This is a genomic window from Chryseobacterium sp. KCF3-3, from assembly GCF_045865955.1.
In the GTDB taxonomy this organism is placed as follows: Bacteria; Bacteroidota; Bacteroidia; order Flavobacteriales; family Weeksellaceae; genus Chryseobacterium.
In genome coordinates this window covers 4950691-4965616 of the sequence record NZ_AP035792.1, presented here as the reverse complement: position 1 = coordinate 4965616, position 14926 = coordinate 4950691, and the positions used below count along the sequence as shown (strand labels likewise).

12 protein-coding genes are annotated in these 14926 nt (G+C 35.6%); 9 read left to right on the top strand and 3 right to left on the bottom strand.

Annotated features, from left to right (window positions below; genetic code table 11):
* Window positions 1–8: 8 nt before the first annotated feature.
* A complete protein-coding gene (locus ACKTTZ_RS22165; RefSeq protein ID WP_034695582.1) occupies window positions 9–968 on the bottom strand; it encodes a KpsF/GutQ family sugar-phosphate isomerase in 960 nt (319 codons plus the stop codon).
* Window positions 969–1126: 158 nt separating this feature from the next.
* On the opposite strand from ACKTTZ_RS22165, the gene recQ reads away from it, so the two are divergent.
* From recQ to ACKTTZ_RS22135, 6 genes are all read left to right on the top strand, one after another.
* On the top strand, window positions 1127–3331 hold the full coding sequence (gene recQ, locus ACKTTZ_RS22160) for a DNA helicase RecQ (RefSeq protein WP_034695580.1): 2205 nt from the start codon (window positions 1127–1129) through the stop codon (window positions 3329–3331).
* Window positions 3332–3544: 213 nt separating this feature from the next.
* Window positions 3545–4630 carry a glycosyltransferase gene (locus ACKTTZ_RS22155; protein WP_034695577.1) on the top strand — a complete coding sequence of 362 codons (1086 nt, stop codon included), beginning with the start codon at window positions 3545–3547 and terminating at the stop codon, window positions 4628–4630.
* A gap of 76 nt (window positions 4631–4706) precedes the next feature.
* Complete coding sequence (locus ACKTTZ_RS22150) at window positions 4707–5057, top strand: hypothetical protein (protein WP_034695575.1); 351 nt, start codon at window positions 4707–4709, stop codon at window positions 5055–5057.
* A 50-nt stretch (window positions 5058–5107) separates the two neighbouring features.
* Window positions 5108–5494 (top strand): cupin domain-containing protein, encoded by a 387-nt coding sequence (locus ACKTTZ_RS22145; RefSeq protein ID WP_081906437.1) that lies wholly within the window; start codon window positions 5108–5110, stop codon window positions 5492–5494.
* A 130-nt stretch (window positions 5495–5624) separates the two neighbouring features.
* A complete protein-coding gene (lpdA, locus tag ACKTTZ_RS22140; protein WP_034695570.1) occupies window positions 5625–7028 on the top strand; it encodes a dihydrolipoyl dehydrogenase in 1404 nt (467 codons plus the stop codon).
* Between the two features lie 121 nt (window positions 7029–7149).
* Entirely contained in the window at window positions 7150–8010 is an 861-nt protein-coding gene (locus tag ACKTTZ_RS22135; protein WP_034695568.1) for a DUF4476 domain-containing protein, read from the top strand.
* Between the two features lie 73 nt (window positions 8011–8083).
* On the opposite strand, the gene ACKTTZ_RS22130 is transcribed toward ACKTTZ_RS22135, so the two are convergent.
* A complete protein-coding gene (locus tag ACKTTZ_RS22130) occupies window positions 8084–8530 on the bottom strand; it encodes a hypothetical protein (RefSeq protein WP_034695565.1) in 447 nt (148 codons plus the stop codon).
* A gap of 139 nt (window positions 8531–8669) precedes the next feature.
* Here ACKTTZ_RS22130 and ACKTTZ_RS22125 point away from each other — a divergent pair, with 139 nt between their 5' ends.
* Entirely contained in the window at window positions 8670–9494 is an 825-nt protein-coding gene (locus tag ACKTTZ_RS22125) for a S1 RNA-binding domain-containing protein (RefSeq protein WP_079241922.1), read from the top strand.
* 40 nt (window positions 9495–9534) lie between these two features.
* Here the strand turns inward: ACKTTZ_RS22125 and ACKTTZ_RS22120 are convergent, their stop codons facing one another.
* Complete coding sequence (locus ACKTTZ_RS22120; RefSeq protein ID WP_407846627.1) at window positions 9535–12600, bottom strand: T9SS type B sorting domain-containing protein; 3066 nt, start codon at window positions 12598–12600, stop codon at window positions 9535–9537.
* 289 nt (window positions 12601–12889) lie between these two features.
* Here ACKTTZ_RS22120 and ACKTTZ_RS22115 point away from each other — a divergent pair, with 289 nt between their 5' ends.
* A complete protein-coding gene (locus ACKTTZ_RS22115) occupies window positions 12890–13483 on the top strand; it encodes a TetR/AcrR family transcriptional regulator (RefSeq protein WP_034695556.1) in 594 nt (197 codons plus the stop codon).
* Window positions 13484–13573: 90 nt separating this feature from the next.
* Window positions 13574–14926 (top strand): TolC family protein, encoded by a 1353-nt coding sequence (locus ACKTTZ_RS22110; protein ID WP_034695554.1) that lies wholly within the window; start codon window positions 13574–13576, stop codon window positions 14924–14926.

Here is a 14926-nt window from a genome sequence, read left to right as displayed (position 1 = left end):
TCTATCTTCTAGTTAATCCCTTCGTCCAGCAGTTTATGCAGGTCTATAATTCCGAAATACTTGCCGTTTTCCGTTACTACAAGCTGGCCGATATTATTTTCTTTCAGAACTTTCATGGCTTCTTTAGCCAGAGCTTCCTTTTCAATTGTTCTCGGACGGGCAGACATAATGTCTTTAGCCGATACCTTACTGATATCTTCTCCTTTCATCAGCATTCTTCTCAAATCTCCGTCTGTGATAACGCCAATAATCTGGTCTTCATTGGTTACTACAGTGATTCCATGGCTTGAAGCACTGATGGAAATGATGACATCTCTTATGGAAGAATCTTCTGTTACCTGAGGCTTTTGGGAAGAAAGAAACTGTTCTACTTTAGAAGTAAGATTCTTTCCTAGACTTCCTCCAGGATGAAATTTGGCAAAATCATTAGCTTTAAAATCGTTCAGTTCCATTAAAGCAACAGCTAAAGCATCTCCCAACGCCATTTGTATCGTTGTAGAACTTGTAGGTGCCAGTTTATTCGGACAAGCTTCAACGTCCACATGAGTATCCAGAATAACTTCTGAAAATTCAGCCAGTTTACTGGATTTATTTCCCGTCATTCCGATCAAAGCCGAAGAATAATCTTTTAAATAAGGAACCAGATTAGCAATTTCAGGAGAATTTCCGGAGTTGGAGATGCATAAAACAACATCCTGCTTCTGAATGACTCCAAGATCCCCATGAATAGCTTCTGAAGCATGTAAAAACTGAGAAGGTGTACCCGTAGAATTTAACGTAGCAACAATTTTGTTACCCACATGGGCAGATTTTCCTATTCCTACTACGATGAGCTTCCCTTTTGCTGAGTGAATGATCTCTACAGCCTGTGCAAATTGGTCATCAATTCTGTTTTTTAATTTTTCTAGTTCAGAAATTTCTATTTCTAAAGTGCTTTTTGCAATTGATATAATGTTGGTTCTATCCATTTTACGATGATAAGGTATACAAAAAAGTTTATAAAAAACGTTATATTTTAAAAAGAATATTTAATATAAATTTTATTTTTTATAAATTCGTTCGCTTTTATTTTAAGCAGAATTTTTATAACTTTGGGTGAGATGCAAATTTAGCAATAGAAAATTAGATGAGCGCAAAAAAAGCCAATTTATCAGGCGAATTGAAAAAGTATTTTGGGTTTTCTACATTTAAGGGCCAGCAGGAACAAATTATAGACAACCTATTGAATGGGAAGGATATATTTGTTTTAATGCCTACAGGTGGCGGAAAATCATTATGTTATCAGCTTCCGGCACTTATTTCGGAAGGAACAGCAATAGTAGTTTCGCCCTTAATAGCGTTGATGAAAAATCAGGTAGATGCGGTGAACGGTCTTTCATCAGATGATGGAGTAGCACATGTACTGAATTCATCATTAAACAAAACGCAGACCAAGCAGGTTTTTGACGATATCAAAAGCGGCAAAACCAAACTTCTGTATGTAGCTCCTGAATCATTAATTAAAGATGATTACCTGGATTTTTTGAAAGAAGTGAAAATTTCTTTCTTTGCTATCGACGAGGCCCACTGTATTTCAGAGTGGGGACATGATTTCAGACCGGAATACAGGAATCTGAAACAGATTATTGACAAAATCGCCAATGTACCGGTGATTGCTTTAACGGCTACTGCTACTCCTAAGGTTCAGGATGATATCCAGAAAACTTTAGGAATGACCAATGCATTGGTGTTTAAAGAAAGTTTCAACCGTCCTAATCTATATTATGAAGTATGTCCTAAAATCAACGTAGATAAGGAAATCGTTAAGTTTATTAACCAACATAAAGGAAAATCAGGAATTGTTTACTGCCTGAGCCGTAGAAAAGTTGAAGAATTTGCCCAGCTTCTGCAGGTGAATGGAATCAATGCGCTTCCTTATCATGCCGGTCTTGACCAAAAAGTGAGAGTAGCCAATCAGGATAAATTCCTGATGGAAGAAGTGGATGTAATTGTGGCCACCATTGCCTTCGGGATGGGAATTGATAAACCGGATGTCCGATTTGTAATTCATTACGACTTCCCAAAATCATTGGAAAGCTACTATCAGGAAACCGGAAGAGCAGGAAGAGACGGAGGTGAAGGCCATTGTCTGGCATTCTATGACCCGAAAGACATTGAAAAACTGGAGAAATTCCTGGCTCAGAAACCTGTTTCAGAAAGAGAAATAGGATTACAGCTTTTGAATGAAGTGGTAGGCTATGCTGAAACTTCCATGAGCAGAAGACAATATATTCTATACTATTTTGGGGAAAGTTTCGATCCGGTAAACGGAGACGGAGCTAAAATGTGCGACAATTCATCCAATCCTCCAAAATTAAAAGATGCTACGACAGATCTCGAAAAGTCATTGGCGTTGATTAATGATACAGGAGAAAAATTCAAATCTAAAGACCTGATTTCGGTTATCGTAGGAAAAGAAAATGCAGTAACGAAATCTTATAAATTGGAGCAAAGTTCTCACTTTGGTTTTGGAAAAGACGAAAAAGATAATTACTGGAAAACAATTTTGAGACAGGCGACTGTTCAGAATTTTTTACAGAAAGATATTGAAACCTACGGGGTTTTAAAAATTACAGAGAAAGGGAAAAGTGTCCTGAATGGTAAATCTAAAGACATCTTTTTAATTGCTGAAGACCGTGAATTTGATCTTACTCAGGCAAAAGCTGAGAGTGATCAGGTACAGCAGCAGGCTGGAGGAGGACTGGATCAGAACCTTTTCAATCTGTTGAAAGAATTGAGAAAAAAAGTAGCCAAAAAACACGGTATTCCACCATACACAGTATTTATGGATCCAAGTTTGGAGGATATGACGGTTCAATATCCAATAAGTGTAGATGAGATCACCAAAATCTATGGTGTAGGTGAAGGAAAAGCCAAAAAATACGGTAAAGAATTCGCAGATTACATCAAAACATACGTAGAAGATAACAACATCGAACGTACTCAGGATATGGTATTGAAGCAGGTGGCCAATAAATCCAGCCATAAAGTTTTCATCATCCAGAGCACTGATAAAAAGATTGACCTTGAAGATATAGCAAGAGCTAAAAACCTTTCTATGGATGAACTTCTGAAAGAAATGGAAAGGATTGTTTATCAGGGAACAAAGCTGAATATCGACTATTATATTGAAGATAATTTTGATGAAGACATTGTAGACGGATTCATGGAATTCATGAACGAATCTGAAAGTGACAGTATGAAAGTATTGCTGGATGAATTCGGGGATGAACTGTCTGATGAAGAAGTAAGAATGTTGAGAATTAAATTCATTAGTGACGTAGCGAATTAAAAAAAACAATGTTTTTTAGGATATTAATTAAATAAAGTAAGCTTTTCATCAGAAAGGCTTACTTTATTTTTATAGCGTGTTACGTCAACGATGAATAGTAAAATCAAATCAGATTTTAAAGCTTAGTTAATTTCTGTTAATTACCATCAAAACAGTAATCTTCACCCTTCCGATATTTGACTTTTAACCAAACTTTTTAGTAACTTTGATAAGATGAAAAAAATATCTGTCATATTTATTCTGCCGGACTTAGAAACCGGGGGCGCAGAAAGGATTGTTACCACAATAGCGAATCATCTTTCCAGAGATCGGTTTGAGCCTAAGATTTTGCTGTTACGTAAACAGGGCGGATATTTGAATTTTCTGAAAAAAGATGTCGAAATTATCGATATCAATACCGAAAGAATAAGACATTCTTTAAAACCTATTTTAGGAGAAATCTATAGAAGAAAACCTGATATTGTATTCTCCGGTTTTGGTGAAGTCAATGCTTATTTATCATTATTTATAAGACTTTTTCCAAGAACAAAATTCATTGCAAGGGAAACCAATGTGGTGACTCAGCATGTAACCCGCAAAGAGATTAAGTTTTTCTATAATTTTTACAATAACTATCAGAGAATCATTGCGCAGAGTGATGATATGATGAAAGATCTTGTGGATAATTTTAATATTAAAAAGAAAAAAATTGTCAAGATCAATAATCCTGTAGACTTTGACTTTATTGAAGATAAAATGTCTATTTCTTTAAAACCGGAATGTTTCAAATACAATTATAAAAATGTAGTGGCCATTGGAAATCTGTCTTCCAGAAAAGGGTTTGATAACCTGCTGAAAGTTTTTTCAAGGCTGAAGAATGAAAATATTATGCTTCATATTTTAGGAGATGGAAAAGACAAAGATGTTCTGCTTCAGACAAAAGAGCTTTTAGGATTAAAAAAAGTGATTTTCCATGGCAGACAGGACAATCCTTATCAATACCTGAAATATGCAGATTTATTTGTGCTTTCTTCACGATACGAAGGTTTTCCCAACGTTCTTCTGGAAGCAGGAGCCTGCGGAACTTATTCTTTAGCCAATAACTGTCCCGGTGGAATCAATGAAATCATCCAGCACAATGTAAACGGTGAAGTTGCCAATATTGAAAACTATGATGGCTTTGCCCAACAGATTGTGAATGTTCTTCAGAATAACTATAACAGAGATGCCATAAAAAACTCTATTAAATCAAGGTTCTCTAAGAATATTATTATGGATAAATACGAAAAAGTTCTACTGGATTTGATCAAACCTTCATAGCCCTATTTGTTTTGTAGGGTGTTAATTTCTTACTTTTGGAGTTATAAATTTTATCTGAAAACCAATTTTTTCATTCATGAATAAAATCCAAAAATTAGGATGCGCCTGTGAGAAACCGAACTCCAGTTATACAGAATATAGAAGCTCGGCATTAGGAATTGATCATACCAACGGAAGATATGGAGAAGTAACGATTCAACAGTGCAAGTTGTGCCAGAGAATATGGATTCATTATTTTGTGGAATATGAAAGCTTTTCCAAATCAGGAAGATGGTACAAAGGAATTGTTTCGAAAAAAGATCGTCCTCAAATCACCCCGGAAAATGCAGTAGAATTTCTTGAAAGCCTTGAATGGTATGTGTATGGCGGGTCGTTTTTTGAAAGTACAGGCGAATTTGGACAAGGAAAATTGAATATAAGTTTGTAAAATTTATGCTGATTGAATTAGAATAAGTCATAAAAATAAACATCCAATCAATGAAGCCATTTATAATCGTTATTTTGATGCTGAATGCTGTTCTCATGAATGCTCAGCAGAAGACCATCTCCAGAAAAGAGTTATTAAAAACAGCTCTTGATCAGAAAGTGAAATCTACAGAGATTCAGGAAATAACAATGGCTGCCGGACAAGGAGCTCCTGAACATCTGCATCCCTGTCCTGTTTTGGGAATCATCAATTCCGGTGAAGCTGTTTTCCAGATCGAAGGGAAAGAAAAAGTAGTACTTCATGAAGGAGATGCTTTTTATGAACCTAAAAATGTGAAAATTCTTCATTTTGATAATGCCTCTGCCGAAAAACCACTTGTCTTTACCGCAATTTACCTGAAGAAAGGGAATGAGGAAAATATAAAGTTCATAAAATAACACTTTTCATAAAACTAAAGCATATAATTATCATTTTTAAAATTGATAAAACTCACTTTGGTGCTTGGTAATTTATATGTAAATTTGTGAGAATTAAGATAGATAATAATAAACAAATTCATACAATAACATGAGTCAATTCGATGTTACCGTAATAGGTTCTGGTCCCGGTGGTTATGTTGCTGCTATCCGTGCAGCACAATTAGGTTTCAAAACAGCAATTATTGAAAAATATTCAACTTTAGGCGGAACTTGTCTTAACGTTGGATGTATTCCGTCAAAAGCGCTTCTTGACAGCTCTGAGCATTTCGAAAATGCAAAACACAATTTTGCAGGTCACGGAATCATCATTAACGAGCCTCAAGCAGATATCGCTAGAATGATCGAGCGTAAAAACGAAGTGATCAAGCAGAATACAGACGGAATCAGCTATCTGATGAACAAAAATCAGATTACTGTTTTTGAAGGTGTAGGAAGCTTCGAATCTGCTACTCAGATTAAAGTTACAAAAAACGACGGTTCTTCTGAAACGATCGAATCTAAATATACAATCATTGCAACAGGTTCTAAACCAACTACACTGCCTTTCATCTCTTTAGATAAAGAAAGAGTGATTACTTCTACGGAAGCTTTAAACCTTAAAGAAATTCCTAAGCATTTAGTAGTAATCGGAGGTGGAGTTATCGGTCTTGAACTAGGTTCAGTATACCTAAGATTAGGAGCTCAGGTAACGGTTGTTGAATTTATGGATAAAATCATCCCTGGAATGGATGGAGCTTTAAGCAAAGAATTGACTAAAGTTCTTAAGAAACAAGGAATGAAGTTTATGCTTTCTACTGCGGTTTCTGCGGTTGAAAGAAACGGAGATACTGTAAAGATCACTGCTAAAGATAAAAAAGGAGCAGAAGTAGTAGTAGAAGGAGATTACTGTTTAGTTTCTGTAGGTAGAAAACCTTACACAGATGGTCTTGGACTTGAGAAAGCAGGTGTAGAGCTTGACGAAAGAGGAAGAGTAAAAGTAAACGACCACTTACAGACAAATGTTGCTAATATCTATGCGATCGGTGACGTTATCAAAGGTGCGATGTTGGCTCACAAAGCTGAAGAAGAAGGTGTTTTCGTTGCTGAAACATTGGCAGGACAAAAACCTCACATCAACTATAACCTGATTCCTGGTGTTGTTTATACATGGCCCGAAGTTGCAGGAGTTGGTAAAACTGAAGAGCAATTAAAAGAAGAAGGTGTTGCTTACAAAGTAGGATCTTTCCCAATGAGAGCTCTAGGTAGAAGCCGTGCAAGTGGTGATATCGATGGTCTTGTTAAGATTATTGCAGACGAAAAAACAGATGAGGTTTTAGGAATGCACATCGTAGGAGCAAGAGCTGCTGACCTTATTGCTGAAGGGGTAATCGCTATGGAGTTCCGTGCAAGTGCTGAAGACATTGCAAGAAGTTCTCACGCTCACCCAACGTATGCAGAAGCTATTAAAGAGGCTGCATTGGATGCTACAGCAAAAAGACCTATTCATATGTAATATTTGATTAAAAAATTTAATCATTTAAATATTTAAAAATTAAAGGCTGTTTCTTATTGAAGCAGCCTTTTTTGTACTGCTTTTGGCATGAAAATGGAGATGGTTTTTGAAAATTTCATGTATGAAAAAGATTTTTATCAGTTGGATGCTTTTGGCGGGAATCAGTTCATGGGCACAGGAAGCAGGAAAAGCAGGAGAATTATTAAAAAATGAGGCTTCCACTACAGAAATGAGAACCTCTAAAAGTCCGGATGAAAGAAATAAAACTTTTGATCAACCTAGATCTGGAAATAATACAATTCCCCAGAGAAGTGGAAATAGAATAAAAAATCCTAATTATCAATGGAACAGAAACTATGGGTATGCAGAAGTCTTTCTGCGAATTCCAGAGCAGGGATTTTTTACTGTGGAAGTTGGTGATCAAATGATGGCAAACGGCTCCGGAAAGTACAGGTTCTTTGATCTGTCATCAGGAAGAATGCCTATTTCAATCTACGAGAATGGTTTTCTGATCTACAGAACAACATTGATGCTTCGAAATAACAACAGAATGGTGCTTGATTTCTTTACCAACGAAGGCCTATACCTCCTGGATTCTTATCCTGTTCAAAATCAATATGGTTTTAATGACTGGAACGATATCTGGAATAATCCTTATGGAAATCATTCCGGAGACTGGCCTCTGCAGGGAAATGTGATGGATAATCATTCTTTCCGTCAGTTTTTTGATATGATGATGAGCAATGAGAGTTTTGATGATGGAAAAATTAAGATGATCAATCAGCAGATGCGTACATCAATGTTTACTTCGGCACAAATAAGAGATCTGGTAAAAGCGATCAGTTTTGATAATAAGAAATTGGTTCTTGCGAAATCGATGTACCGCAATTGTGCAGATAAAGACCGTTATTTCATGGTTTATGATGCTTTTGATTTTGAAAGCAGCAAGCGTGAACTGATGGATTATATCTCGAACTTATAATATTCCATAGAAACGGGCTTTAGCCCGTTTATTTTATACAACAAATCCAATGGCTTTAGCCAAAACGTATTTTTTACATGACTTTCAGTTTATCATAAAACTTAGAATGTTTCGGAGCGATATTAAACTGGATTCCAAAAGTTATCCCTTTAAAATACTTTTCTCTGTGGATAGGAAAGGCATAGCCCGTATTGAGAAATACTGCATTGAACAATGAAACACCAATTCTTGGTTCTACTGAATATGGATTACCGGATATTCCCATCAATAGTCCGGCACGGAGAAGATTGATGTTGATCTCTGGAATAAATTTATTGGTCTCATTTACACGCGTATAAAGTAGGGAAGGACCAATAATAATAGACCCTTCATAGCTTTCGCCCCATCTGTATTCTAATCCAGCCTGCAAAACATTTCTTCCGGTATAACGATATGAAATATTGACCGCTGTTTTCTCAAGCAGTTGAGCTTTTGAAAAGACAGCAGAAAGAAACAGAAGCAGGATGAAATATTTTTTCATGATTATTTTTCTTTGTTCAAATGTAAGTGTTTTAGAGGTTTTATAAAAAATAGAAATGAGTCTTTAAAAGAATTATAATGGTATTAACTAGGATAGCATCTTCAAATTTCCGTACCTTTGTCAGCTAATTTTATCATCAATGCAACTCGGAAAAACTCAAACTTTAACAATTTCAGAAAAAATTAATTCAGGATGGATCCTCGTAGATGAATCCGGTGAGAAGGCTTTTCTACCTAAAATCTTTATTCAGGACGAAAAAGAAATAGGTGAGGAAGTTGAAGTTTTTGTATACCAGGATGATGATAAATTAAAAGCAACTACTGAGATTCCGTTAGCTGAAGTCGGTGAATTTGCGGTAATGAGCTGTGTACAAAGTCTTCCAAGCGGAGCTTTTATGGACTGGGGAATCATTAAAGATTTATTTATTCCTTACAAGCAGCAGAAAACCAAAATCATCGAAGGAAAAAGATACCTGGTTTATATCTATGTAGACGAAGATATGGAACTGATTACAGGTACTACTAAGTTCAAGAGAAACCCTCAATATGATGAGCTTCCGTTCAAGAAAGGAGACAAAGTAGACCTGATCATGATGAATGAAAGTGAACTGGGCTGGAATGTCATCATCAACAAACAATACATTGGTTTGATCTACGCTTCCGATGTTTTCAAAAAACTGTATCCATTATCAGAAGAAACAGGATTTATCAAAGCTATTCGTGAAGACGGTAAAATAGATGTCTCTTTACAGCCGGAAGGATTTGAAAATATTGATGAGTTCAAACAAAAGATTCTGAACAAACTGGAAGAAAACTACGGACTTCTGTATGTATCTGATAAATCTTCACCTGAAGAGATTAAGGACGAACTTCAGATGAGTAAGAAAAACTTTAAAAAAGCGATCGGAGGACTTTATAAAGATAAGATCATCGATATTTCAGACGATAAGATCAAATTATTATAAAACAAAAAACGAGCAGAAATTTCTGCTCGTTTTTATTTTACTATCTGTTCTTAATCAGAAGCCAGCCGCTGTAGACTCTTCCGTCAGAAACTTTTATAGTATACCAATAATTTCCTGTGGAGATAGCATGAGATTCATATTTTCCATCCCATTGAAAAGGATTCTTTTTAATAATCTCTTTGTAGATCACAGCACCTCTTCTGTCATAAAGGCTGACTTCTGTTCCCGGATAATTTTCCAATCCTGCAATTCTCCATGTATCATTGATGCCATCACCGTTGGGGCTGATTGCATTCGGAATGTTGAATATCGAGAAGTTCTTCTGTCCGATAATACATCCTGATTTTGTTCTCACATACACAGTATATTCTCCCATATTTAAATTAGTGAATATATTAGAATCCTGCCATGTGAAATTATCTAAAGAAAACTCATAATTTCCGCTCTGAGAAAGAATCACAGTTGCTGTATTGTTTGTAATATTCACAGAAACAATATGAGCCAAAACAGAATAACTCACCTGAGTAGAGCTTGTACTTTCACATCCAAAAACGTTGGTTACTTTCACAGTATATGTTCCCGGAGTAGATACTGTAATAGTTTGAGTGGTTGCTCCCGTATTCCATTCATAAGACTTAAATCCGGGACCCGGATCTAAAACAACTGATTTTCCTTCACAGAAATCAAGCGTATCAGGAAGCAGAACAATAGGTTTTGGATTAAGCGTAAGGTTTAATCTCACCACTTTAAAACATCCGTCTGGAGTTGAAACCCTTACGTGGATAAGGATTGTTCCGATATTTAAAACATAAGCTGAAGGATTAGAAATAGGGTTTCCTGAAGTGTCAGTATAAGTAAAAATATAATTCCCTGGGTTATTAATAATATTTGCTTCATAAGAATGAAGATTAACGACCATAGAATTGGCAGTCGTCGTATTACATTGTACCTGTGTAATGTCTTTTGCCGGTACATTATCTGAGGAAAGTGTTACGGTAATAGCCAGTTTTTCAGATTCACAGTTATTGACTGTTTGGGTTACAAAGTATGTTTGTCCGTTCACAAGAGGAGTTGACATTGGAATTACATTTCCTGCTGTATCATAGAATTTAAGGGATGTTCCCATTGCAACTATCTTTTCGAGTGTAGGATTTGCAGAAGCACAGAAATCCTGATTAACATTGGCTGTAGGTTTAGGAGTATTATTTACCGTTACTTGAACCGAAGTTTTATTACTCTCACATCCGTTAATAGTCTGGGAAGCATAATAGGTTTGTCCATTGATAAGAGCCGTTGTTGCAGGTAAAGTATTTCCTGCTGCATCATACCATTGGATGTTCTGTCCTGTGATCTGAATGTCAGAAATCTTTGGATTGTTGGTAGCACAGAAGCTCTGTTGAGTGTTTGCAGGGGTCGGAAGAGCAGGAGATGATACAATTACATTCTGATTCTGAGTTGCAGTATTACCATTTCCATCGTTATAAGTCCAGTGGATGATATAGTTTCCTGGAATTGAATAAGATAAAGGATCAGTTGTTGTTGCGGTAATTACTCCTGCACAATTATCGGTAGCAGTAGGAATAGTAGCAACCGTTGTATGACAGTCTCCTGTGATATCTGTCAGAACAGGAATATTCGGAACAGGAGCGATATGATCACCTACAACAACATTTATGGTAAATGTTCCACTGCAAGTTCCTCCTGAAACCTGGCAAGTATAAGTTCCTGTATTATTTGTGGTTGCATTAGGTATGGTTGGGTTCTGCTGATTTGAGGTAAAGCCATTTGGACCAGTCCAGCTATAGTTTGTTCCGCCAGAGGCATAAAGTTGAAGGGTGGAGTTAGTACAAACAGGAGAGTTTGATGAGAGTGTATTGGAAGAGTTGGTTGTACTATATTTATACAGTAACACATCCTCAGCACCATTTCCACTGTTGTTATTAATTGTTGTTCCGTTCAGTATGATCGGTATATTTCTAAAGTTTGATGAAAGATAAACATTATCATTATTGATGAAGATTTCATTTGCTGCATTTAAGTTTTGATAGGGAGTATTTTGTGGAGCATCAGACTTAAACAGGTATTCAGCTTCAAAATTGACCAAATTAATTTTAAAGAAAACCAAATCTTCGCCATAATAAGTGTTATTGGTATTAGAACTGGTAATCGTAGTATTACCCAGCGTCATCGTTTTTGAAAAGGTTCCAAAGGTGTACAGGTAATCATTGGTTTCAGCAAAATAGGCATTATTTAAAGTTCTCGTATTATTATTGGTTTCCTGAGGAATTTGTAAAAAACTGTTATTGTAAAACTTTAAATACCGGAGAAGATTTAAATTATTAATATCAAACTCGGTAATAATACTTTGCTGTATTCCATTACTGGTGCTGCCTGTAGAAAATGAAGTGTTGTCTACTTTTGTTGAAATAGCAAAAGTTCCATAAACATACATCTTATCATTAATTTTGTTATAATGAAGATTTGTAGGGCAATATGCCCAGTAAACTCCTGCATTGTTGGAGATCTCTTTGGAAAGAATTAACTGTAGGTTATGATCAAACTTTTCAATCTTACTATAAGCAAAATTCGCATGAACTTTTGATATATAAATATTGCCGGCATTATCCATTTCAGAGTCTTTAAAAAATTCCATATCCTGACCTAGCTGGATGGCATTGTAGAAATTTCCATTGGTGTCAAATTTGGCTAGAAATCCTCTGCGATAAGGCTGTGTAAGACCACTGTTATTAGTTAATGAAACTTGATTGAAAAAATCCAGTGTATAACTGAAAACTCCTGTTACAATGACATCATTCTGATGAATAAATATGTTTTTTGCCAGTCTTCCAATCTCTCCAGTGAATTGTTTCTCCCAAATTAAAGTACCGTCTGCGCTGTATTTTTTTAATTTGTTGACATAGTTCATATAATAACCAGACGTTCCAAGCGTATAGATATTCCCGGCATTGTCTACTGTTAAAGCCTGTATTACATCATATTTTTCCCAAATCAGATTACAGTTAAAATCATATTTGAGCATTTTGGCATACGTATAAGACTGGTCAGCCTGATAAACATATAAAAAACCATCATTTGTTTTTTTCATGCCTACCATATTATCCTCAATCCAGCCTCCAAAATTTTTTGCACAGTTATTACATTGTGAATAACACAGAGTTGCTATCAATAGAACGAATAGCAAGAGAAGTTTTCGCATTGGGTTATTAATTTTGCGGCAAAGATATAAAAATAGACTTCTCGTGAAACATTAAGAAATCACAAACTTAAGTTGGGAAACATGATGGATGTCATAACATTTTTGTTTAATTTTTTTGTTTAACAATTTTGTCAAAAATATTTTTTACTATAAATTTGCACAAATTTGTTTAACAAAAATGTCAAATCAAGCAAAAAAAGACCAAACACAGGAATTGATCAAGGAGACAGCGAAGAATTTATTCTTTGTGAAAGGAAAGTTTGATGCTACTACGCAGGAGATTGCCGATGAAGCTGGAGTGAACAGAACCCTTATTAATTACTATTTCCGTTCAAGGGATAAGCTTATCCAGATCATCTTTGATGAAGCACAAAGAGTAGAACAGGAAAAATCGAAGATCATTCAGAATTCTGATCTGCCTTTTAAAGAGAAGATCAGTCAATTCATAGAAAGCAGTCTTTCTACAAGTCTTCAGTATCCGTATCTGGAAACGTATATCGTATCCCAGATCAATAAAGGAACCTGCCATCAGAGAGAAATTGAAGAAGATATCCTGAACGATATGTACAAGGATATTGAAAAAGAAATGGAATTGGGAAATATTGAGAAAATGGCACCTGTTCAGTTTATTCTGAATATGGTTGCCCTATTGGTATTCCCAAGTGCGATAAGACCATTATTTATGGAGAATCTTTTAATTAATGATGAAGAATATGATAAGATTATTTCTGAAAGAAAAGAGATTATTATCAATATGTTGTTCAAAAACTAAAAAAAAACTAAAGTATTTCTGAAAATGATTCGTCAAATAGAAATAAATAATGACTGAAAATTAAATAAAAAATAAACGAAGTATAAAATTATGAATAGAAAACGTATAACTGCTACAAAGCTAAAAATTGGGATAGCTTCAGCATTTATGATTTTCGGCTCAACACTGATGTCTGCCCAGCAGCAGGTTTCTCTGCAGGAAGCAATAAAACAGGCACTCCAAAATAAAGCAGAAGCTAAAAAAGCTGCTTTACAGGTCAAAAAAGCCGAATACAAGATAGATGAAGCCAGAGCTGGTGCCCTTCCACAGGTGACTGCGACGGCAGGATTAACCTATAATCCAATTATTCAGGAATCTTTACTGGAATTTGGAGGAGAGAAAATCAGAGCTCAGTTTGGGCAGCCTTGGGGTTCAACAGCTTCTGTACAACTTCAACAGGCGATTTTTGATCAAAGAGTATTTACAGGACTTAAAGCGGCAAAATCAACAAGAGAGTTTTATGTACTGAATGCCCAGTTAACCAATGAACAGATTATTGAAAATGTAGCTACAGCTTATTATCAGGTGTTCGTACAGGAAGAAAATCTTAAAACGGTAACTGCCAGCTATGCCAACACTGAAAAAGTAAGAAATGTTATTAAAAGTCTGGTTGATAACGGTTTGGCAAAATCAATCGATTTAGACAGAACCAATGTCCAGCTTACCAATATTGGTTCCAATAAGCAGACCTTAATCAACTCGGTTGAACTTTCAAAAAATGCCCTGAAGTTTTATATGGGAATCCCGATTTCTACAGACATCGAGCTTGAAGAAAAAGAAATCGAACCAAAGCCTGAACTGATTGCGAGCAACGTAAATCTTAATGATCGTACAGAGCTTAAAGTTTTAAATAAAAACAGAGAACTTTTGGTTTTCAATAAAAAGGCGACTGAAGCTTATCTTTATCCATCAGTAAATCTTACAGCGAACTACGGATGGGGAGCAAACGGAGCCAAATTCCCGTTGACAAATGGTCTTAGCAAAGGCGTTCTTTGGAGTGATTATTCAGCCATTGGTTTGAATGTAAATATTCCTATTTTCACGGGAGGTGCTACAAAAGCTAAGATCAACCAGGCAGAAATTGATATTCAGGATCTTGATGTTGATATTGAAAATACTCAGTTGAGCTTAAGTTTAGATTATAAAAATGCAGTTACCAATATGGAAAATGCATTGATTAATATCGAAAGCATGAAAGATAATGTAGGATTGGCAGAAAGAGTTCAGAAAAATACTCAATCTAACTATCAGTATGGCTTGGCAACACTTACAGAAGTACTGGATTCTGAAAATGCTTTAACACAGGCAAAACAGAATTATTCTAATGCATTATTAGATTACAAACAGGCAGAGATTAAGCTGATAAAAGCTAAGGGTGAACTAAACACACTACAAAACTTATAA